The 20354-nt window shown below is 72.2% G+C and carries 18 protein-coding genes; 10 read left to right on the top strand and 8 right to left on the bottom strand.

Annotation, left to right across the window (positions count from 1 at the left end; translation table 11 throughout):
• Nucleotides 1–45 precede the first annotated feature (45 nt).
• Together ACFVX4_RS01470 and ACFVX4_RS01465 are read left to right on the top strand one after the other, a co-directional pair.
• Nucleotides 46–1641, top strand: coding sequence for an HtaA domain-containing protein (locus ACFVX4_RS01470; RefSeq protein WP_389970730.1), 1596 nt, complete (start codon nt 46–48; stop codon nt 1639–1641).
• 78 nt (nt 1642–1719) lie between these two features.
• Nucleotides 1720–2418, top strand: coding sequence for a PhzF family phenazine biosynthesis protein (locus tag ACFVX4_RS01465; RefSeq protein WP_389970727.1), 699 nt, complete (start codon nt 1720–1722; stop codon nt 2416–2418).
• Here the strand turns inward: ACFVX4_RS01465 and ACFVX4_RS01460 are convergent.
• Complete coding sequence (locus ACFVX4_RS01460; RefSeq protein WP_389970725.1) at nt 2408–3073, bottom strand: heme oxygenase (biliverdin-producing); 666 nt, start codon at nt 3071–3073, stop codon at nt 2408–2410. The genes ACFVX4_RS01465 and ACFVX4_RS01460 overlap by 11 nt on opposite strands.
• A 259-nt stretch (nt 3074–3332) precedes the next feature.
• Complete coding sequence (map, locus tag ACFVX4_RS01455; protein ID WP_389970722.1) at nt 3333–4190, bottom strand: type I methionyl aminopeptidase; 858 nt, start codon at nt 4188–4190, stop codon at nt 3333–3335.
• 58 nt (nt 4191–4248) lie between these two features.
• On the opposite strand from map, the gene ACFVX4_RS01450 reads away from it, so the two are divergent.
• Nucleotides 4249–4479, top strand: a complete 231-nt coding sequence (locus tag ACFVX4_RS01450; RefSeq protein WP_389970719.1) for a hypothetical protein — start codon at nt 4249–4251, stop codon at nt 4477–4479.
• A 43-nt stretch (nt 4480–4522) separates the two neighbouring features.
• On the opposite strand, the gene ACFVX4_RS01445 is transcribed toward ACFVX4_RS01450, so the two are convergent.
• Entirely contained in the window at nt 4523–5830 is a 1308-nt protein-coding gene (locus ACFVX4_RS01445) for an MFS transporter (protein ID WP_389970716.1), read from the bottom strand.
• 78 nt (nt 5831–5908) lie between these two features.
• A complete protein-coding gene (locus ACFVX4_RS01440; protein WP_389970713.1) occupies nt 5909–6511 on the bottom strand; it encodes a hypothetical protein in 603 nt (200 codons plus the stop codon).
• Nucleotides 6512–6630: 119 nt separating this feature from the next.
• Here ACFVX4_RS01440 and npdG point away from each other — a divergent pair, with 119 nt between their 5' ends.
• A complete protein-coding gene (npdG, locus tag ACFVX4_RS01435; RefSeq protein ID WP_389970710.1) occupies nt 6631–7341 on the top strand; it encodes an NADPH-dependent F420 reductase in 711 nt (236 codons plus the stop codon).
• Nucleotides 7342–7492: 151 nt separating this feature from the next.
• The gene (locus tag ACFVX4_RS01430; protein WP_356481761.1) at nt 7493–7666 is read left to right on the top strand and encodes a hypothetical protein; all 174 of its coding nucleotides are present in this window, start codon (nt 7493–7495) and stop codon (nt 7664–7666) included.
• 16 nt (nt 7667–7682) lie between these two features.
• Here ACFVX4_RS01430 and ACFVX4_RS01425 read toward each other — a convergent pair whose 3' ends face one another.
• Nucleotides 7683–8489, bottom strand: coding sequence for a site-2 protease family protein (locus tag ACFVX4_RS01425; RefSeq protein ID WP_389970707.1), 807 nt, complete (start codon nt 8487–8489; stop codon nt 7683–7685).
• A gap of 204 nt (nt 8490–8693) precedes the next feature.
• Between ACFVX4_RS01425 and ACFVX4_RS01420 the strand changes: the two genes are divergently transcribed.
• Nucleotides 8694–12008, top strand: a complete 3315-nt coding sequence (locus tag ACFVX4_RS01420; RefSeq protein WP_389970704.1) for a BTAD domain-containing putative transcriptional regulator — start codon at nt 8694–8696, stop codon at nt 12006–12008.
• A 9-nt stretch (nt 12009–12017) separates the two neighbouring features.
• Here the strand turns inward: ACFVX4_RS01420 and ACFVX4_RS01415 are convergent, their stop codons facing one another.
• From ACFVX4_RS01415 to panB, 3 genes are all read right to left on the bottom strand, one after another.
• On the bottom strand, nt 12018–12872 hold the full coding sequence (locus tag ACFVX4_RS01415; protein WP_389970701.1) for an ABC transporter permease: 855 nt from the start codon (nt 12870–12872) through the stop codon (nt 12018–12020).
• Nucleotides 12869–13891 carry an ATP-binding cassette domain-containing protein gene (locus ACFVX4_RS01410; protein ID WP_385327374.1) on the bottom strand — a complete coding sequence of 341 codons (1023 nt, stop codon included), beginning with the start codon at nt 13889–13891 and terminating at the stop codon, nt 12869–12871. The genes ACFVX4_RS01415 and ACFVX4_RS01410 overlap by 4 nt, the downstream gene beginning before the upstream one ends.
• Nucleotides 13892–13991: 100 nt before the next feature.
• Nucleotides 13992–14879, bottom strand: a complete 888-nt coding sequence (gene panB / locus ACFVX4_RS01405; protein ID WP_389970698.1) for a 3-methyl-2-oxobutanoate hydroxymethyltransferase — start codon at nt 14877–14879, stop codon at nt 13992–13994.
• Between the two features lie 192 nt (nt 14880–15071).
• Between panB and ACFVX4_RS01400 the strand changes: the two genes are divergently transcribed.
• The 4 genes from ACFVX4_RS01400 to ACFVX4_RS01385 all read left to right on the top strand — a co-directional run bounded on the left by ACFVX4_RS01400 (nt 15072) and on the right by ACFVX4_RS01385 (nt 20324).
• Nucleotides 15072–16688: an MFS transporter gene (locus tag ACFVX4_RS01400; RefSeq protein WP_389970695.1), complete on the top strand. Its 1617-nt coding sequence runs from the start codon at nt 15072–15074 to the stop codon at nt 16686–16688.
• A 140-nt stretch (nt 16689–16828) separates the two neighbouring features.
• Complete coding sequence (locus tag ACFVX4_RS01395; RefSeq protein ID WP_389970692.1) at nt 16829–17479, top strand: TetR/AcrR family transcriptional regulator; 651 nt, start codon at nt 16829–16831, stop codon at nt 17477–17479.
• 243 nt (nt 17480–17722) lie between these two features.
• Nucleotides 17723–18757: an endonuclease/exonuclease/phosphatase family protein gene (locus tag ACFVX4_RS01390; protein WP_389970689.1), complete on the top strand. Its 1035-nt coding sequence runs from the start codon at nt 17723–17725 to the stop codon at nt 18755–18757.
• A gap of 346 nt (nt 18758–19103) precedes the next feature.
• Nucleotides 19104–20324, top strand: a complete 1221-nt coding sequence (locus ACFVX4_RS01385; protein ID WP_389970685.1) for an MFS transporter — start codon at nt 19104–19106, stop codon at nt 20322–20324.
• The last annotated feature ends 30 nt before the right edge of the window (nt 20325–20354 follow it).

The raw sequence follows: 20354 nt of genomic DNA, 5'->3' as shown, positions 1-20354 counted from the left end.
CCCCGTCCCCCGTCCCACCCCCTGTTCCTGAGGAGACCAACGACCATGGCAGCCACCCGCCGCCCCATAGCCCTCACCGCCGCAGTCGCCACCGCCGCCGCCCTCGGCGCCACCGTGTTCGCCCTTCCGGCGCTCGCCGCCGACGGTCCCGCAGCCGGTGGAGCCGCCGCCGCGGCGCCGACGCTGGAGCTGAAGGACGGCACGCTCGAATGGGGCGTCAAGGAGTCCTTCCGCAAGTACCTCGCCTCGTCGTTCTCCGGCGGGAAGATCACCGTCAAGGACGGTGCCACCCAGGCGCCCGACAACGGCGTGTTCACCTTCGCCGGCGGCAAGGGCACGTACGACACCGCCACGCACGGCACCGACACCGCCTTCGGCGGCGGCGTCAACTTCTACGCCCACGGGGGCGTTCTCGACATCACGCTCTCCGACGTGAAGCTCGCCACGACCGGTACCGGCGGCGCGATCACCGTCGACGTCACGACTCCCCAGGGCACCCGCGACGACGTGAAGTTCGCGGCTCTCGACCTCTCGGCGGTGAAGCCGGGCCGGGGCGAGGGCGGCGCGATGGTCTTCAAGGACATCCCGGCGACGCTGACGAAGGCGGGCTCCGAGGCGTTCGACGGCCAGTACAAGGAGGGCGACGCGCTCGACCCGGCCACCCTCTCGGTGAAGGCGGTCACGCCCCCGACCACCGAGCCCACGGAGGAGCCGACCACCGAGCCGACCGGAAAGCCCACCACGAAGCCCACCACGAAGCCGACCGGGCCGACCACCGAGCCGACCGGGAAGCCCACCTCGACCGCGCCCCCGTCCCCCTCGGACACCGACAAGCCGGCCGCCGCCGACCGGGGCGACGTCGTCGACGGCACCCTGGACTGGGGCGTCAAGAAGTCCTTCCGTACGTACGTCACGGGCCCGATCGCCCACGGCAAGGTCGAGACGACGGCCGGTGCCACCGCCTCCGGTGACGGCTACCGGTTCTCCGACGCGACCGGCCGTTTCGACGCCACGAAGCAGAGCCTGAACGCCGAATTCCACGGCAAGGTCCGCTTCCTGGGCCACGAGGAGAACGGCGCGTACACCCTCGACCTCTCCCTGACCGGCATGGAGATCCAGGTGAACGGCACGAAGGGCACCCTGATCGCGGACGTCTCCACCAAGGACCGCACGACCAAGAAGGTCTCCACGTACACCGGTCTGGCCGTCGCGGACCTGAAGGTGCCGAAGGGCCGACTCGCCGCCAAGAACGGCGTGGTGAACCTCTCGGCCGTCCCGGCGACCCTCACCGCCGACGGCACCAAGGCCTTCGGCGGCATGTACCGGGCCGGCGAGCAGCTCGACGCGCTGACCGTCGCGGTCGCCCTCGACAAGGACGCCGAACTCCCGGGCGCCGCGGGCGGTTCCGGTTCCGCGGGCGGTTCCGGCTCGACGGGCGGCACCGCGACCGCCGGGGGCAGCGTGGGCGGCGGCTCCGCAGGCGGCTCCGTGGGCGGCGCGGTCGGCGGTTCGGCCGGCGGCGCGGGCTCCCTCGCCGCCACCGGCTCCGAACTCCCGGCGGGCGCCCTGTTCGCCGCCTCGGGTGTGGTCGTGGCGGCCGGTGCCGGAGTCGTGATCGCGGCCCGCCGCCGCACCGCCTGACCCGTCCGCGTCCCACGACCGCACCGCCCGGGTGGACCGGCCGAACAGCCGCCACCCGGGCGGTGCTTGAATGCTGACGTGAGCGACAGCGACTTCGACGTACCCGCGGGCATCGACGTACTACGCGTGTTCTGCGGCCCCGACGGCCGGCACGGCAACGCCCTCGGCGTGGTGCGCGACGGCAGCGCCTACCCGGACCGGGCGTCCCGGCAGGCGCTGGCCGGGCGGCTCGGCTTCAGCGAGACGGTGTTCGTCGACGACCCCGAGCGCGGACACGTCGACATCTACACCCCGGGTCTCCGCCTCCCGTTCGCCGGGCATCCGCTCGTCGGCACGGCCTGGCTGCTCGACCTGGAGATCCTGGAGCTTCCGGTCGGGGAGGTCTTCGCCCGTCAGGACGGCGAGTTCAGCTGGATCACCGCCCGCCCCGAGTGGGCACCCCCGCGCACGCTGGAGCGGTACGGGTCCGCCGCCGAGGTCGAGGCGCTGACTGGGCCGCCGCCGGGGGAGGGCTGGCTGTACGTGTGGGCCTGGGAGGACGAGGCGGCCGGCCGGGTCAGGGCGCGGGCGTTCCCCCGGCGCGACGACAACATCGTGGAGGACGAGGCGACGGGGGCGGCGGCGCTGCTGCTCAGCGCGGAGCTGGGGCGCGCCCTCAACATCACGCAAGGACGCGGCTCCCAGATCCTCACCGCTCCCGCGCCCGACGGCACGGTGGAGGTCGGGGGCCGCGTGACACTCGCCGCCGTCCGCGCCCGGCAAGGCACTACGCGCTGAGCGGGAACACCTCGCCCAGCTCCCGGAACACCGCCGTGTTCAGCGCGAACGCGCGCTTGCACTCGTCGACGATCCGCTGCTTCTCCAGGTCGTCCGCGTCCACCGCGTCCAGCAGCTCGCGGTAACCCCGCTTGAACGAGGCGGGGTTGGATATCTCCTCGAAGACGTAGAACCGGACCCCGTCGCCCTTGCGCGCGAAACCCCAGGTCTTCTCCGCCTTGTCACGGATGATCTGGCCGCCGGAGAGGTCGCCGAGGTAGCGGGTGTAGTGGTGCGCGACATAGCCGGCCGGCCAGCTGCGGGCGCACTCGGCGACCCGGGCGGCGTACGCGGCCGTGGCGGGCAGCGGCTCCAGGCCCTCGCGCCAGTCCGCACCCCGCAGATGGGCCAGATCGCGCTCCAGCTCGGCGGTGCGCATCAGCTCGGGCCGTATGAAGGGACCGGCGACCGGATCGCCGTGCAACGCCTGCGCCCCCTCCTCCAGCGCCCGGTACACGAACCACAGCTGCTCGGTGTAGCGCGTGTAGGCGTCCACTCCGAGCCGCCCGCCCAGCAGGTCGCTCATGAAGGTCGAGGTCTCCGCCTCGGTGTGCTGCTCGTGCGACGCGATGCGGATGAGCGTCGAGAAGGGCGTGGTGGCGGCGGTTGCGTCCAAGGCGGGCCTCCGGGGACCGAGGGGGACGGGAAGTCCAGAAAGAGACGGAAATATCGGCAGCGACCGCGTACTGCGGCGGGGGCTGTCGACAACCCCGATCTTCCTACTTAGGCTTACCTAAGTCAATAACTTCCCGACGCCCTGTCGGTAAAAACGATACGCCTGGTTCCGCCTCTGCGGGGGGTACGCGAAAGCGGCCGCCCGGGGGCGGCCGCTTTCGGGGAGGAACTGTCCGGGGGACGGGGACGGGGACGGGGGACTACGGGAGCGTCAGGATCTCGGCGCCCGTCTCCGTCACCACCAGCGTGTGCTCGAACTGCGCGGTGCGCCTGCGGTCCTTCGTCACCACGGTCCAGCCGTCGTCCCACATGTCGTAGTCATGGCTGCCCAGCGTCAGCATCGGCTCGATGGTGAACGTCATTCCGGGCTGCATCAGGGTGGTCGCGTGCGGGCTGTCGTAGTGCGGAATGATCAGGCCGGAGTGGAACGAGGAATTGATCCCGTGCCCGGTGAAGTCCCGCACCACCCCGTAGCCGAAGCGCTTGGCGTACGACTCGATGACCCGCCCGATCACATTGACCTGCCGCCCCGGCCGGACCGCCTTGATCGCCCGGTTCAGCGACTCCTCGGTGCGCTCCACGAGGAGCCGGGACTCCTCGTCCACGTCGCCGCAGAGATACGTGGCGTTGTTGTCGCCGTGCACACCGTTGATGTACGCCGTGACGTCGAGGTTCACGATGTCGCCGTCGCGCAGCACCGTGGAGTCCGGGATGCCGTGGCAGATCACCTCGTTGAGCGAGGTGCAGAGCGACTTGGGGAACCCGCGGTAGCCGAGCGTCGACGGGTACGCGCCGTGGTCGCACATGAACTCATGGGCGACCCGGTCGAGTTCGTCCGTCGTGACGCCCGGGGCGATGTGCTTCGCGGCCTCCGCCATCGCCTGCGCGGCGATCCGGCCGGCGACGCGCATGCGCTCGACGGTGTCGGTGTCCTGGACCTCCGGACCGGTGTACGGGGTGGGGGCCGGCTTGCCCACGTATTCGGGGCGCCGGATCTTTCCGGGCACGGAGCGGATGGGAGTGATCTCCCCGGGTGCGAGCAGCGACTGGCCAGACATGTCAGCGAGTCTAACCAGCGCGCTTGGGGCAGCATGGCCCCGAGGGAAGGAGCCGCTGATGGCCCTGTTCAAGAAGCGCACGGTCGGCAAGCCGGGCGAGTGGTACTACTGCCTGGAGCATCACAAGGTCGAGGAGGGCCCCGAGTGCCCGGCCAAGGACCGTTTCGGGCCGTACGCCTCCCGCGAGGAGGCACAGCACGCCATGGACACCGCCCGGGAGCGGAACCTGGAGTGGGAGAACGACCCCAAGTGGCACGACGGGGGCACGCCGCCCGATCCGGAGGCATGACCCGGGGCGCCGCGCCGGGCCCCCGCCCCGGGGGGCCCGCTCCTCAGAGCCTGTCGGGTGACGGGCTGGACTTCCTGGCTTCCCGCCTGCGCAGCGCGTCCTCGTCCGTCTCGGAGTCGTAGGTGAGCAGCTTCGGAAGCGCTGCCGTGAGCAGCGCGACCGAGGCCACGCACGCCACACCGCCGCTCCAGATCGCCGAGCGGGTCCCCGTCCAGCCCGCCATCGCACCGGCCCGCACCTGGCCCAGCTGCGGGCCGATGCTGTACGAGAGCACCTCGATGCCCGCCAGCCGGCCCCGCAGCTCCTCCGGGATGGTCTGGTTCCAGATCGTGGAGCGGCCGAGACCGCTGAGCATGTCGCCCGCGCCCGCCACCGCCAGGCAGACCAGCACCAGCCACACATTGCCGAACCACCCGGCCGCCGCGATGGCCAGCCCCCAGACCGCCGCCCCGAAGACCACGAACAGCCCGTGCCGCCGCACCCGCGACGTCCAGCCGCTGGTCAGTCCCAGCACCAGCGATCCGACCGAGTCCGCGGCGTACATCAGGCCCAGCGACCAGTCGGCGTGCAGGTCGTCCGCCAGGAACGGGAAGATCGCGTTCGGGAAGGCGAAGAACATCGCGGCCATGTCGACCGCGTACGTCCCCAGCAGCACCGGTCGGCTCCAGGCGTACTTCGCGCCCTCCACGATGCCGCGCAGCGACGGCTTCGCGTTGTCCCGGGCGGGCGGTGCGGGCGTCAGGCGCAGACACAGGAGCACGGAGACGGCGAACGTGGCCACCGTGACCGCGTACGCCGTGGCGTGCCCGGCGTAGGCCACCACCAGGCCCGCCACCGCGGGACCGGTGATCGCGCCGAACTGCCAGCGCAGCGAGTTCAGCGCGGCGGCTGCGGTCAGCTGCTCGTGCGGCACGATCCTGGCCATCAGGGAGTCCAGCGCGGGCCGCTGGAGCCCGGCGAGCGCGGAGACCCCGGCCGCGACCAGGTAGAGCGGCCAGAGCATTGGACCGGACAGCGCCGCGTTCCCCAGGAGCACCAGAGCGAGCAGCCCCAGCCCCGCCTCCGTGGCCAGGATCACCTTGCGGCGGTCCGCGGAGTCCGCGAGCGCCCCGCCGTACAGACCGAAGACGACCAGCGGCACCAGCTCGACCGCGCCCATCACACCGACGGCCAGCGGCGAACCCGTCAGCTCCTTGATCTGGAGCGGCAGCGCGATCATCGCCATGAAGCTGCCGAAGTACGTCACCAGGCCCTGGATCCACAGCAGCCGGAAGTCGGCGGAGGAGCGCAGGGGCGAGAGATCGGGCAGCAGAGCGGCCAGCCGGGCGGCCGGGGACGGAGCAGTGGTCACGGGGGGCCATGCTCCGGCGCGGCAGGTGCCGCCGCAACGGAATTTCCGCGGCGGCCCCTCTGCCCGGCCGCCGGGCTCTCACCAGCGGGCGGGAGGAGGGGACGTCAGCTGATCGGCGAGCCGGGACAGCCGGTCCCGGAAGCCGCGGCGGCCACGTGGCGCGGGGGCGCTGTTCTCCCCGGCCGCCGCGCTCACCAGATGCTGCACGGTGTCCAGGTCGACGTCGTCGCCGCCGGTCACCGTGAGCGTCTCGTGGGCGAGCCCGCGCACCTCCGGGTCGCCGTCGTTCAGCGAGAGCACCGTGGCCCCCGCGCGCCGCGCGTCGTGCACCCGCTCCAGCAGCCCCGCGCCGGGCCGCTCCGGGGCCACCAGGAGCAGCGTCTCGCCCCGCCCGGCCGCCTCGATCCGGCCCAGACCGACGGCCAGATGCGCGGGGCCGCCCGGCTCCACCCGGTGGCGTACCAGGGTGGGGGCCAGCTCCGGCAGCCCGGACCAGGTGGACTCGTCGACCAGATGCGCGGCCAGATGCCACGGTTCGTACGCCGCCGTCCCCACCAGCAGCAGACCGCCGCCGTGCGGGACGACGGACGACCTCAGCGCTCCGGCGAACCGCCGGGTGGCGGCGGGCCACTCGGTCCCGGCGAGCACTTCACGGAGCAGGGCGACGCGTACGGCATCCATGGCCCGGCATCATGCCCCAGGACCCGTGCCCGGCACCGGGGAACGGCTCCGAACCAGTCGAACGGGGAACGAGGGGTGACACCGGGTCCCGCTCCGTGGCGGGCAGTAATGTCGGAGCCATGACTACGAATGGCAGTGACAGCGCGGCCAAGCCCCCCGCCAAGGACCCCTGGGACCTTCCCGACGTCTCCGGGCTGACCGTCGGGGTGCTCGGTGGCACCGGACCCCAGGGGCGCGGCCTGGCCTACCGGTTCGCCCGTGCCGGGCAGCAGGTGATCATCGGCTCCCGGGCCGCCGACCGTGCGCGGAGCGCCGCCGAGGAGCTGGGGCGCGGCGTCGAGGGCGCGGACAACGCGGAGTGCGCCCGCCGCAGCGACGTCGTGATCGTCGCCGTGCCGTGGGACGGCCATGCCAAGACCCTGGAGTCGCTGCGGGACGAACTCGCGGGCAAGCTCGTCGTCGACTGCGTCAACCCGCTCGGCTTCGACAAGAAGGGCGCCTACGCGCTGAAGCCCGAGGAGGGCAGCGCCGCCGAGCAGGCCGCCGCCCTGCTGCCGGAGTCCCGGGTCACCGCCGCCTTCCACCACCTCTCGGCGGTGCTGCTGCAGGACGAGGCCATCGAGGAGATCGACACCGATGTGCTGGTGCTGGGCGAGGCCCGCGCCGACACCGACCTCGTACAGGCGCTGGCGGGCCGGATCCCCGGCATGCGCGGCATCTTCGCCGGGCGGCTGCGCAACGCGCACCAGGTGGAGTCGCTGGTCGCCAACCTGATCTCGGTCAACCGCCGCTACAAGGCGCACGCCGGGCTCCGTACCACCGACGTCTGAGCCGGACCGGCCACCATCGCCGTCCGAGCCGGACCGGCCACCACCGGTATGTGAGCCGGAGCCGCTCCCGGCCCCACCCTGCGGCGAGCGGAAAGGGGCATGGGGGACACTGGACGGGACCGCGCATCACCCCCGACAGGAGCCGCCCCCCATGCCCCGACTCGCTCTCTACGCCATCACCGTCTGTGTCCTGGCCGTCGTCGCGGCCGTGATCTCGTTCGCCCAGGGCAGCCTGCTCGGGATCGTCTGGGTGCTGCTGGCCGGGCTCTCGTCCAACATGGCGTGGTTCTACCTGCGCCGGCAGCGCGCACAGACCGCCGAATGACGGCCGGTCCGCCGGGTCACGGGCCGACCGCGCAGACCGGATACTCCTCGTTCCAGTTCTCCCAGAACCGGTAGGCGGCACGGCCGCACTCCGTCCCCAGGCCGTTCACGCCCAGCGAATCCAGCACGCCGTGGACCATGTCGAAGAAGACATGGTTGACCTCCGGGATCCACAGCACGCCGAACACCGCGAGCAGCCCGAACTGCGCGAACGGTTCCACCTGGCGCCGGATCCGGTACGACAGCCAGGGCTCGATCACCCCGTACCCGTCCAGTCCGGGGACCGGCAGGAAGTTCAGGATCGCCGCGGTGACCTGGAGCAGGGCCAGGAACGCCAGCGCGTACCGGAACTCCCTCGGGACGCCGTCCAGCGCGTGCAGCCAGAACGGCGCCGTGCACACCAGCGCGAACAGCACATTCGTCAGCGGGCCCGCCGCCGAGATCAGGCTGTGCCGCCAGCGACCGCGGATCCGCCCCCGCTCGATGAAGACGGCGCCGCCGGGCAGACCGATACCGCCCATGATCACGAACAGCACCGGCAGCACGATGCTGAGCAGAGCGTGCGTGTAGGCGAGCGGATTGAGGCTGAGGTAGCCCTTCGCGCCGACCGAGAGGTCCCCGCTGTGCAGCGCGGTGCGGGCGTGCGCGTACTCGTGCAGGCAGAGCGAGACCACCCACGCCCCCGTGACGAAGACGAAGACCGCGAGGCCGTACGGATATCCGGTGCCCGTCCACACCGCCCATCCCGACACCGCCGTCACGGCGACGATCCCGAGGAAGACCGGGCTGATCCGCCGGTCGCTGCGGGCTGCTGTGGTGGTCATCGGCGAACTCCTGAGGGGTGGCCGGAAGGGAACGGTACGGCGGGCGGCGAGCCCGACCGTACCGCCGACACGCCACAAACGTCTCGCGCCGGGGCGGTGGTTCCGTAAAGGGTGGGGGCATGACGAACGATCCAGGAATACCGCGCACAGGGGCACGGTCGGACGTGTGTGCCCATCTCGATCCCGGTCACGGACAATAGGCCGGTGCGCTACTGCATCCTCGGAACGACCCGGGCACTTCGCGACGACGGCACGGCCGTCGCCCTCGGCGGGGCGCGGCTGCGCGCCCTGCTCACCGTCCTCGCGCTGCGCCCCGGCCGCACGGTCCCGGCCGCCGTGCTCGTCGACGAGGTGTGGGACGGCGAGCCGCCCGCCGACGCGGTGGGCGCCCTCCAGGCACTCGTCGGCCGGCTCCGGCGGGCCGTCGGCCACGACGCGGTGGTCTCCGCGGACAGCGGCTACCGGCTGGCCACCGAGCCGGACGCCATCGACCTCCACCGCTTCGAGCGGCTCGCGGGGGAGGGGGCGCGGGCGCTGGAGGAGGGCGACGCGGCGAAGGCCCGGACCGTGCTCGACGACGCGCTCGGCCTGTGGCGCGGGCCGGTTCTGGCCGATCTGCCCGACCGCGGCGCCGACGCGGCCCGCTGGGAGGCCCGGCGGCTGGATGCCCGCCGCAACAGGCTCCGCGCGGACCTCGCGCTCGGCCACGCGGACGAGGCCCTGCCCGAACTGGCCGCCCTGTGCGCCGAGCACCCGATCGACGAACCCCTTCAGGCCCTGCGGCTGCGGGCCCTGCGCGACGCCGGGCGCACGGCGCAGGCGCTGGCCGCCTACGACGAGGTGCGCACCGTGCTCGCCGACCGTCTCGGCACCGATCCCGGCCCCGAGCTGCGCTCGCTCCACGCCGAGCTGCTCCGCCAGGAGCCCGCGCGCCCGGCCGCACCGGCCGCCCCGCCCCTGCCCGCCCGCACCGGGGCCCCCGCCGCACCACAGGGCAACCTCCGGGCCCGGCTGACCAGTTTCGTCGGGCGCGAGGGCGATATCGATGTCCTGCGCGAGGACCTCTCGCACGCCCGTCTCGTCACCCTCCTGGGCCCCGGCGGCGCGGGCAAGACCCGGCTCTCCCAGGAGGCCGCCGAATCCGTCGCGCCCGCCTGGCCGGACGGTGTCTGGCTGGCCGAACTCGCCCCCGTCGACGATCCCGAGGCGGTGCCGGAGGCCGTGCTGACCGCGCTCGGCGCCCGCGAGACCGTCCTGCGCGGCGCCGGTGCCGAGGAGCTCAGGGTCGCCGAGGGAAACGCGAGCGACCCCCTCGTACGCCTCACCGAGTACTGCTCCCGGCGCCGCATGCTGCTGCTCCTGGACAACTGCGAACACCTCGTCGGGGCCGCCGCCGCCCTCGCCGACCACCTGCTCGCCCGCTGCCCGCACCTCACCGTCCTCGCGACCAGCCGTGAACCCCTCGGCGTGCCGGGCGAGTTCGTCCGCCCCGTCGAACCGCTGCCCGACCCGATGGCGCTGCGCCTGTTCGCCGACCGCGGCGCCGCCGCCCGGCCGGGTTTCCGGACCGACGCCGACGAGGAGACCGCGGCCGCCGCGGCGGAGATCTGCCGCCGCCTCGACGGGCTGCCGCTCGCCATCGAACTCGCCGCCGCCCGGCTGCGGATGCTCACCCCGCGCCAGATCGCCGACCGGCTCGACGACCGGTTCCGCCTGCTCACCAGCGGAGCCCGCACCGTACTGCCCCGCCAGCAGACCCTGCGCGCCGTCGTCGACTGGTCCTGGGACCTGCTCGACGAATCCGAACGCGCCGTGCTGCGCGGGCTCTCCGTCTTCGCGGGCGGCTGCACCCTGACCGCGGCCGAGGCGGTCTGCGCGGACGGGCCCCGGGAGGCGCGCGAGGTCGCCGGGCTGCTCGGCTCCCTCGTCGACAAATCGCTCGTCGTCGCCGCGCCCGCCGAGGACGGCGAGATGCGCTACCGGCTGCTGGAGACCGTCGGCGAGTACGCCGCCGAACGGCTCGACGAGGCGGCCGAGCGGGACCCCGTGGTCCGGCGTCACCAGGTGTTCTTCCGGGAGCTGGTCCGTACCACGGAACCCCGGCTCCGCGGCGCCGGACAGCGGTCCGCCATCGCGCTCCTCCAGCGCGAGTACGAGAACATCCGCACCGCCCTGCGCAACGCCGTCGCCGCCCGCGACGAGCAGGAGACGCTCTGCATGGTGCTCTCGCTGTGCTGGTACTGGCAGATGCGCGATCTGAGCAGCGACGCGCTGCACTGGGCCGAAGCCGCCGCCGCGCTGGGCCCCGACCCCTTCGCCCCGCCCGCCGAGCCCGCGCCCTCCATCCACGAACGCTGCACCGACGCACCGCCGCCCATGGGGCCCGAGCTGCTCCAGGAGGCACGCCGCCAGGCGGGCCTGATCCGGCTGGTCAGCATGGAACACGCCACGGAGAGGTGGACCGACGAGCCGAGCATGGCCCGGCTGCGTGTCATCGCGAACACCTACCGGGCCGGCCAGCCGCAGACCTGCCGGGTCCCGGCATCGCTCTGGTTCTTCGCGGTCATGCTCGTCGGGGAGACCGGCAGGCTGCGCGGGCTGCTGGACGAGACGGTCCGCGCCTGTCGGGAGTTCGGCTACGAATGGGAGCTCGCCGCGGCCCTCCAGACGCGGGCCAACGTGCTGGCCAACCGGCCCGAGTGGTCGGGCGAGGCGCGCACGGACGCCGACGAGAGCCTGGAGCTCTTCAGCCGGATCGGTGACGACTGGGGCGTCGCCGAAGCGCTCTCGGCACGGGGCGAGGCCCACGAGCGGCGCGGCGAGTACACGCGCGCGGCCGAGGACTACCAGGCCGCGATCGGCTATGCGAACAAACTGGGCGCCCCCTCCCAGGTGGCGGTCCTGCGCACCAGATACGCGGCCGTGCTCACCGAGATGGACCGCGGCGCCGAGGGCGAGGCGATCCTGCGCGAGGTGATCGCCGAGAGGCTCGATGCGAGGTCCATCGCCCGGCTCCATCTGGCCATGTGGCTGGGCCGCAGTAGTCGCACCGGCGAGGCGCGCGAGCAACTGGCCGTACTGCGCGAGGAGTTCCACTCCGAGACCATGGCGATCTTCGAAGGGGTCGTGCTGGGCGCGGTGGCCTGGCTGGACAACCAGGACGGGCGGTACGCGGACGCCCTGCCCCGGGGCCTGGTGGCGCTGGAGCGGTCCCACGACCGGCTGTCGCAGTTGGTGGCGCCGCAGATGTCCGTCATCCATCTCGTCGCCCTCGCCCGCTCGTTGGCCGGCATCGGCGGCGAGCGGCGGGCCACGACCGCGGCCCGGCTGCTGGGGGCGGGCCGGGAGCTGCTGCCCCGGGGCCATGTGCCGACATCGATGGAGCGGGACGACTGGGCCCGTGCGGAGGAACTGGCCGTCGCCGCGCTCGGCCGGGCCGCCTACGAGACCGCGTACGCCGAGGGCGGCGGCCTCTCCCTGGAGGAGGCCACCGCCCTCGTGGACGCGTACCGGGAGTGACCCCGTCCGTCAGGACTTCTTGCGGAACCTGGAGACCGCGATCGGGGCCATCACCGCGGTGATGACCACGGTCCAGCCGAGCGTCACCAGGACCGAGTGGGCGAGCGGGCCGCCCATCATCAGGGCGCGCGCGGCGTCGGCCAGGTTGGACAGCGGGTTGTAGTCGGTGAACGTCTGGAGCCAGCCGGGCATCGTCTTCGTCGGGGCGAAGATCGAGGAGCCGAACTGGAGCGGCATCAGCACGAGCATCCCCATTCCCTGAACCGCCTGGGTCGTCTTCATGGTCAGCCCGAGCAGGATGAAGATCCACATGATGGCGGCGCCGAACGCGGCCGACAGCGCGATGGCCCCGATCAGCCCGAGCACCGACTCCTGGAGCTCCATGCCGAGGGCGAAGCCCATGGCCAGCAGGATGAGGGTGGCGACCATCATCCGGCCCAGCTCGACCACGATCTTCGCGATGAGCACCGAGGAACGGGCGATCGGCATCGTCCGGAACCGGTCCATGACGCCCTTGCGGAAGTCGTCGTTGACCCCGGAGCCGACCGCCATGGCGATGTTCATGCCCATCATCGCCATCAGGCCGGGTATCAGGTAGTTCAGATACTCCTGCCGGCCGCCGCCCATGCTGCCGCCTACCGAGCCGCCGAAGACGTACACGAACAGCAGCGTGAAGATGACCGGCATCAGGAGCGCGTCGAACATCGACTCCGGATCCTTCTTGATCTGGAGCATGTTGCGCCGCACCAGCGCCCCGATGTGGCGCAGATTGTTCCGCAGCCCTATCCGGCCCTCGTCGTGGACCGCCTTCGCCCGGGGGGACTCGGTGGGCGTGGGCGTGGGTGTCAGAGTCGCCGTGCTCATGCCGCGACCTCCTCGGGGATCGTGTCGGTGGCGGAAGCGGACTTCTCGCCGGTGATGGCCAGGAACACCTCGTCCAGGCTGGGCAGCGCGGTGGCGACATGCGCCAGCGGGAAGCCCCGGGTGCCGAGCAGGCCGATGACGGAGGTCAGCTGTTCGTCGCTGAGGATCGGTACGTACAGCAGCCCCTCGTCCGGGACGGCCTGCGCTCCCGCGACACCGTCCAGACCGGCCTCCCTGATGGCCTGCGCCATCGCGGCCAGCTGCGCCGGGTCCGAGGGCCGGATCTGCAGGGTGCGGCCGCCGACCTTCGCCTTCAGCTCGTCGACACCGCCGCGGGCGATGATCTTCCCCTTGTCGATGACGGTCAGCTCGTTGGCGAGCTGCTCGGCCTCTTCCATGTACTGGGTGGTGAGCAGCACGGTCGCCCCCTCCGCGACCATCCGCTGCACCTCGTCCCAGACCTCGTTACGGGTGCGGGGGTCCAGCCCCGTCGTCGGCTCGTCCAGGTACAGGACGGCCGGGCTGCCGATCATCGAGGCGGCCAGGTCGAGCCGGCGCCGCATGCCGCCGGAGTAGTCCATCGCGGCCTTCTTGGCCGCGTCGGTGAGCGAGAAGCGCTCCAGCAGCTCGTCCGCGCGGGACCGGGCGGTCTTGCGGGGCAGGTCGAGCAGCCGCCCGATCATGTAGAGGTTCTCCCAGCCGGAGAGCTTCTCGTCGACCGAGGCGTACTGCCCGGTCAGACCGATGGTGCGGCGCAGCTGCCGGGGCTGCTTCACCACGTCGTAGCCCGCCACGGTGGCGTGCCCGGCGTCGGGAACGATCAGGGTGGAGAGGCAGCGTACGAGCGTGGTCTTCCCGGCGCCGTTGGGGCCGAGCACACCGAGCACGGTGCCTTCGCGGACATCGAGGTCCACGCCGTCCAGAGCCTTGGTCGTGCCGTAGTGCTTGACCAGCCCCCGTACCTCGACGGCGTTCGTGCCGCTCCTGGGGTTCTTGTCGATTCGCGTCATGCCGACCATCAGACCAGCCGCCACCGACAGTCCACCGACAGCGGGCCGACAGCCCGCCGATGGGGGATGTCGGCGGGCTGTCGGTGGTGCGGGCAGTGGTCAGGTGGAACTAGTGGAAGGTGTGCTCGGCGGCCGGGAAGGCGCCGCCCACGACCTCTTCCGCGAACTCCTTCGCCGCGTCGCCCAGCACCTTGCGCAGGTCCGCGTACTGCTTGGTGAAGCGCGGCACCTTGCCGCCGGTCAGTCCGACCATGTCGGTGTAGACCAGCACCTGGGCGTCCGTGTCGGGGCCGGCGCCGATGCCGACGGTCGGGATGTGCAGGGTGCGGGTGACCTCGGCGGCCAGCTCGGCCGGTACGAGCTCCAGGACGACGGCGAACGCGCCCGCGTCCTGCACGGCCTTGGCGTCGCGCAGCATCTGCTGGGCGGCCTCCTCGCCGCGGCCCTGCACCCGGTAGCCCATCGCGTTGACGGACTGCGGGGTCAGGCCGATGTGGGCCATGACCGGGATTCCGGCGTCGACCAGCAGCTTGATCTGCTCGTGGCTGCGCTCGCCGCCCTCCAGCTTGACCGCGCCGACGCCGGACTCCTTGATCAGCCGGGTGGCGTTGCGCAGGGCCTGGACCGGGCTCTCCTGGTACGCCCCGAAGGGCAGGTCCGCGACGATCAGGGCACGCTTGGTGCCCCGGACGACCGCGGCGGAGAGGATCGCGATCTCGTCCATCGTGACGGGCACGGTGGTCTCGTAGCCGAGATGGCAGTTGCCCATGGAGTCGCCGACGAGCATGACCGGGATTCCGGCCTCGTCGAAGACGGACGCGGTCATCGCGTCGTAGGCGGTGAGCATGGGCCACTTCTCGCCGCGCTCGGTGGCGGCGGCGATGTCATGGATGGAGATACGGCGGGTGCTCTTGCCTCCGTACAGCGCCTTGCTGCTGTCGGTGGGGGCCCCCGCGGGGGATGTTGCGGACTGGTTCCGCGCAGCCTGAAGCGACATTGCGAACGGCTCCTTCGTCATCTCGAGGCGCCCTGACGGCGTCCCCGGACCGGTTCCATGGTGGCATCCCGTGACGGTCCACGGGAAGTGGGCCCGCACATGACGGTGAGCGCATGGCCGGAAGGCGGCCTCACCGGTCACATGTTTCCAATACGAGACGGTCTCGTATCGAAATCGGATAAGCTCCTTGCCATGTCGATACCGTCCGGTGCTCGCGCTGCCGAATCCCAGATCCCGGAGGCGGTCCACCGTCGCCGCTGGGCGATCCTCGTCGTCCTGATGTTCAGCCTGCTCATCGTCGTGCTGGACAACTCGATCCTGAACGTCGCGGTCAAGACCATCGCCAGCCCCGCACCCACGGGCCTCGGGGCCACCCAGAGCGAGCTGGAATGGGCGATCAACGCCTACACGCTCGTCTTCGCCGGACTCCTCTTCACCGCGGGCCTGCTCGGCGACCGCATCGGCCGCAAGAAGGTGCTGCTCTTCGGCATCCTGCTCTTCGGCGTCGGCTCCGCGCTGGCCGCCATGTCCGGCTCGCCCGCCCAGCTGATCACCTGGCGTGCCCTGATGGGCTTCGGCGCCGCGTTCGTCATGCCGGCCACCCTCGCCGTCCTGATGAACGTCTTCGAGCGCGACGAGCAGCCCAGGGCCATCGGCATCTGGGCGGGCAGTGTCGGTGTGGCCATCGCGATCGGCCCGATCACCGGCGGACTGCTGCTCGAACACTTCTGGTGGGGTTCGATCTTCCTGGTCAATGTGCCCGTGGTGATCGTGGCGCTGATCGCGATGATGCTGCTGGTGCCGGACTCCAGGGACCCGAGCCCGGGCCGGACCGACCCGCTCGGTGTCGCGCTCTCCATCGTCGGCCTGGTGCTGCTGGTGTACGGCATCATCCGCGGCGGCCAGCTCGCCGACTTCACCGAACCCGTCGTGCTCCTGTCGAGCCTCGGCGGTCTGCTCGTCCTGGCCGGGTTCGTCTGGCACGAGAAGCACAGCACCCACCCGGCCATCGACATCTCGTACTTCAAGGAGCCGTCGTTCGCCGCGGCCGTCGCCGCCATAGCGCTGGTCTTCTTCGCCCTGATGGGGGTGACCTTCTTCTCCGCCTTCTACATGCAGAGCGTGCGCGGCTGGAGCGCGCTCCAGGCGGGTCTGATGCTGCTGCCGCTGGCCGCCACCCAGATCATCTTCGCGCCCCGGGCCCGGCTGTTCGTCGACCGCTTCGGCGCCCGCGCCACCTGCACCGTCGGCATGCTGCTGGTCGCGGTCGGACTGGCGGCGTTCGCGCTGTTCGACGGCACCACACCGGTCTGGGTGCTGTGTCTGCTCTTCTTCGTCCAGGGCACGGGCATGGCGCATGTGATGACGCCGGTCACCGTCTCGGTGATGCAGGCGCTGCCCCGGGAGAAGGCCGGTTCCGGATCGGCCGTCAACAACACCTTCCGGCAGGTCGGCGGGGCGCTCGGGGTCGCCGTGCTCGGCTCGGTGCTCTCCACCGTCTACCGGGGCGACATCGAGGGGCACCTCGGCGCGGTCCCGGCCGGTGCCAGGGCGGCGGCGGGGGAGTCGATCGAGGCGACGCTCGGCATCGCGGAGAAGATGGGCCCGGCGGGCGCCCCGCTGGTCGCCTCGGCCAACGAGGCGTTCCTGAAGGCCATGCATGTCACCGCCGTCGGTTCGGCGACCATCGCCCTGGTGGGTGCCCTCGTGGTCGCGCTGTTCCTGCCGGGGAAGCCGCGCGCCGAACCGGGGCCCGGCGGATCCGGCGAGGGCGACCGGTCGGTGCGCGCGGCGGGGGCGGGCCGGTGAGACCGGCGGCCCGGAAGACCTGAGAGCGCCGCCCCGGGAACCGGGCGGACCCCCGGAACCGGGGGCGGCGCACTGAGCCACCGCCACCGTCGGCGAGAATCGGGACGGCGGTCGGACGGTGCGGCGAGAGGTGGAGCGACGTGCGGGTACAGGCACAGGTACAGGACCGGGACCAGCCGTTCCGGGAGGATTCGGAACCACGACGGGGCCGGCCGCGCAGCGCGGCGGCCGAGCGGGCGATCCTGGACGCCGTCGTCGAACTGCTGGAGGCCGGTGAGCCCCTGGCGGGCCTGTCCATCGAGCGGATAGCCCGGACCGCGGGGGTCGGCAAGGCGACCATCTACCGGCGGTGGAGCGGCAAGGAAGAACTCTTCGTCGATGTCCTGAACGACATGGAGCCGCCGGAACCCGCCGTCTCCGGCACCGCCGGGCTCGACGACCTGCGGCTGCTGCTGGAATCGCTGCGCAGGCGCGGCCTGGCCCAGCGCTCCTCGGTCCTGCTGCACAACGTGTTCGCGCAGATGAAGAGCCACCCCAAGCTGTGGGCGGAGTACCACTGCAACGTCATTGCGCCCCGCCGCGTCGCCATGCTGGCCGCCGTGCAGCGCGCGGTCGACGCCGGCGAACTCCGCGCGGACCTGGACGTGGGGCTGATGGACGACCTGTTCCTGGGGCCCATGCTCGTACGCACCGTCCACCGGCCCGACGCGCCGCTGCCCGAGGACCTCGCCGACCGCATCGTCCAGGTCCTGGTCGAGGGCCTGGCGCCCCGCCCGGCCGACGACGCCTGACACTTCCGGGCACCCGGCACTCCCGGGCGCCTGACACTCCCGGACCCGGAAACCGGAATCGGACCCGTCCGATTGTGATCGTTCTGTCACAAGCCCGTATGGCCCCCGCCCGGTCGGAACCCGGCGGACCCCGCCCTTCGTCCTCGTGGCAGTACAGCCGTCGTCGACGGCAGGAATCTCGCCGCCCATCGCCTAGGGTCGTGGACGCGGCGACATGCACGGCAAGGCAGTGAGGACAGCGCGATGGTGCAGGCGTACGGAGCGGACACCGGGAACGACCGTGCGGAACCGGAACCGGAGCGTGCCGGGACGGGATCCCGCCTCCGGGACCTGCGCGACAGGTGGACCCGCGACCCGGGCATCTGGCGGCGCGGCATCGTCCTCGCCCTCTGCTCGGTCCTCCTCACCCTCGTGATGGTCTTCCACGCCAGGATCCCGAACACCATCGGCAACCTGGGCAGCCTCTCCGAGACGTTCCTGCCGTGGATCGGGGTGTTCGTCCCGCTGCTGCTGGTCCTGGGCCTGGTGCGCCGCTCGGCGACCGCGCTGATCGCCCTGCTGCTGCCGGTCGTGGTCTGGGTCAACGTCTTCGGCGGTCTGCTCACCGACAAGTCCGGCAGCGGCGGCGACCTCACCGTGGCCACCCACAACGTCAACGCCGACAACCCCGATCCCAAGGGCACCGCCCGTAAGGTCGCGGACTCCGGCGCCGACGTCATCGCCCTGGAGGAGCTGCCGAGCGGCAAGGTGGCGAGCTACGAGGCGGCACTCGCCGACCGCTACCCGTACCACTCGGTGCAGGGGACCGTCGGCCTGTGGAGCAAGTACCCGATGAGCGGCACGAAGCCGGTCGACATCAAGATGGGCTGGACCCGGGCGATGCGCTCCACGGTGACGACCCCGAAGGGCGAGGTCGCCGTCTACGTGGCGCATCTGCCGTCCGTACGGGTCAAGCTGCACGCCGGATTCACCGCCAACCAGCGCGACGACAGCGCGGACGCCCTGGGCGAGGCCATCGCCGACGAACGGCTCGGCAAGGTGATCCTGCTCGGCGACCTCAACGGCACGATGAACGACCGCGCGCTGAACGGAGTCACCGCCCAGATGCGCTCCACCCAGGGCGCGGCCGGCGACGGCTTCGGCTTCAGCTGGCCGGCCTCGTTCCCGATGGCGCGGATCGACCAGATCCTGGTGAAGGGCGTCGAACCGATGTCCTCGTGGACGCTTGCGGCGACGGACAGCGACCACCTGCCGATCGTGGCGCGCGTGGAACTGTGACGCGGCGGGCCGTTCCGTCCCGCCGAGGGCGAACCGTGGCGCGCTGAGCCGTTCCGCCCCACCGAGGGGAGACCGTGGCGCGCTGAGCCGTTCCGCCCCACCGAGGGGAGACCGTGGCGCGCTGAGCCGTTCCGCCACCGAGGACGGACTCTGACGAAATGGTCCGTTCACCCGCGGGAACAAACCGTCTGAGAGAATTTGTTCCGTTCGGGAACCAAGGGCGTCCGGCGATGGCGCCGGACCGGCCACGCGTCGGCCCGCCCGGTTCCCTCCTCTGCCTCCCGCCCACCGGTCCGCCCTGCCCGGCCGGGGCGGGCCCGGCTTTCCTGCGGAAAGGTCTCTCCTCATGCCCCTGGCCCTGCTCGCACTCGCGGTGAGCGCCTTCGGCATCGGTACCACGGAGTTCGTGATGATGGGCCTGCTGCCCAATGTCGCGGACGACCTGGGCACCTCCGTACCCACCGCCGGCTACCTCGTCTCGGCGTACGCGATCGGCGTCGTGGTGGGAGCCCCGCTGCTCACCGCCGTCGGCTCCCGGATCCCGCGCAAGCGGATGCTCCTGCTGCTGATGGCCCTCTTCACGGTCGGCAACCTCGCCTCCGCGTTCGCCCCCGGCTTCGGCTGGCTGCTCGGCGGACGGTTCCTGGCCGGGCTGCCGCACGGGGCGTTCTTCGGCGTCGGCGCGGTCGTCGCGGCCCGGCTGGTCCCCGAGGGGCGCCGGGCGCGGGCCGTGGCCACCATGTTCCTCGGCCTCACCGTCGCCAATGTCGTCGGTGTCCCGGCGGCCACCCTGCTCGGCCAGCACCTCGGCTGGCGGGCCACGTTCCTGGTCGTCGCGGCGATCGGGCTCTGCGCACTGGCGGCGCTCGCCCGGCTCGTACCGCAGGTGCCCGTCGACGCCCACCAGGGCCTGGGCCGGGAGCTGCGCGCCCTCGGCGACCGCCAGGTGCTGCTCGGCCTGCTCACCGCCGTGTTCGGCTTCGCCGGAGTCTTCGCCGTGTACTCCTACCTCTCGGCCATGACGACCGAGGCGATGGGCTTCGGCGAGTCCGCGGTGACGCCGGTGCTCGCGCTCTTCGGCATCGGCATGACGCTCGGCGCACTCGCGGCGGGACCGCTCACGGACCGGGCGCTGCGGCCGACGCTGTACGGATCGCTCGGCGCGCTCGCCGTCGTCCTCGCCCTCTTCCCGTTCGCCGTCCATGTGCGGTGGGCCGCGCCGGTGCTGGTGGTGCTGCTCGGCGGGGTCGGCTTCATGACGACCACGCCGCTCCAGATGCTGGTCATGAACAAGGCCAAGGACGCCCCGACCCTGGCGTCCGCCTCCAACCACTCCGCGTTCAACCTCGCCAACGCGGGCGGCGCCTGGCTGGGCGGCGCCGCGATCGCGGCGGGCTGGGGGTGGACCTCCCCGGCCCTGGTCGGCGCGGCCCTCGCGGTCGCCGGCCTGGCGGTGGCGGTCACGGCGGGCCTGCTGGACCGGGAACGCGCACCGGGCGCGTCGAGGGTGGTGGCCCGTGCGGACGCGCGGCCCGCGCGGGACGACACCCGGGTGGACGCGCGCTGAAACGCGCGGGCGCGGTGACCGGGCGGACCC

Source organism: Streptomyces sp. NPDC058240 (genome assembly GCF_042882135.1).
In the GTDB taxonomy this organism is placed as follows: domain Bacteria; phylum Actinomycetota; class Actinomycetes; order Streptomycetales; family Streptomycetaceae; genus Streptomyces.
Note: the sequence above shows the minus strand (reverse complement) of the source record. Positions and strands in the feature narration are given on the sequence as shown.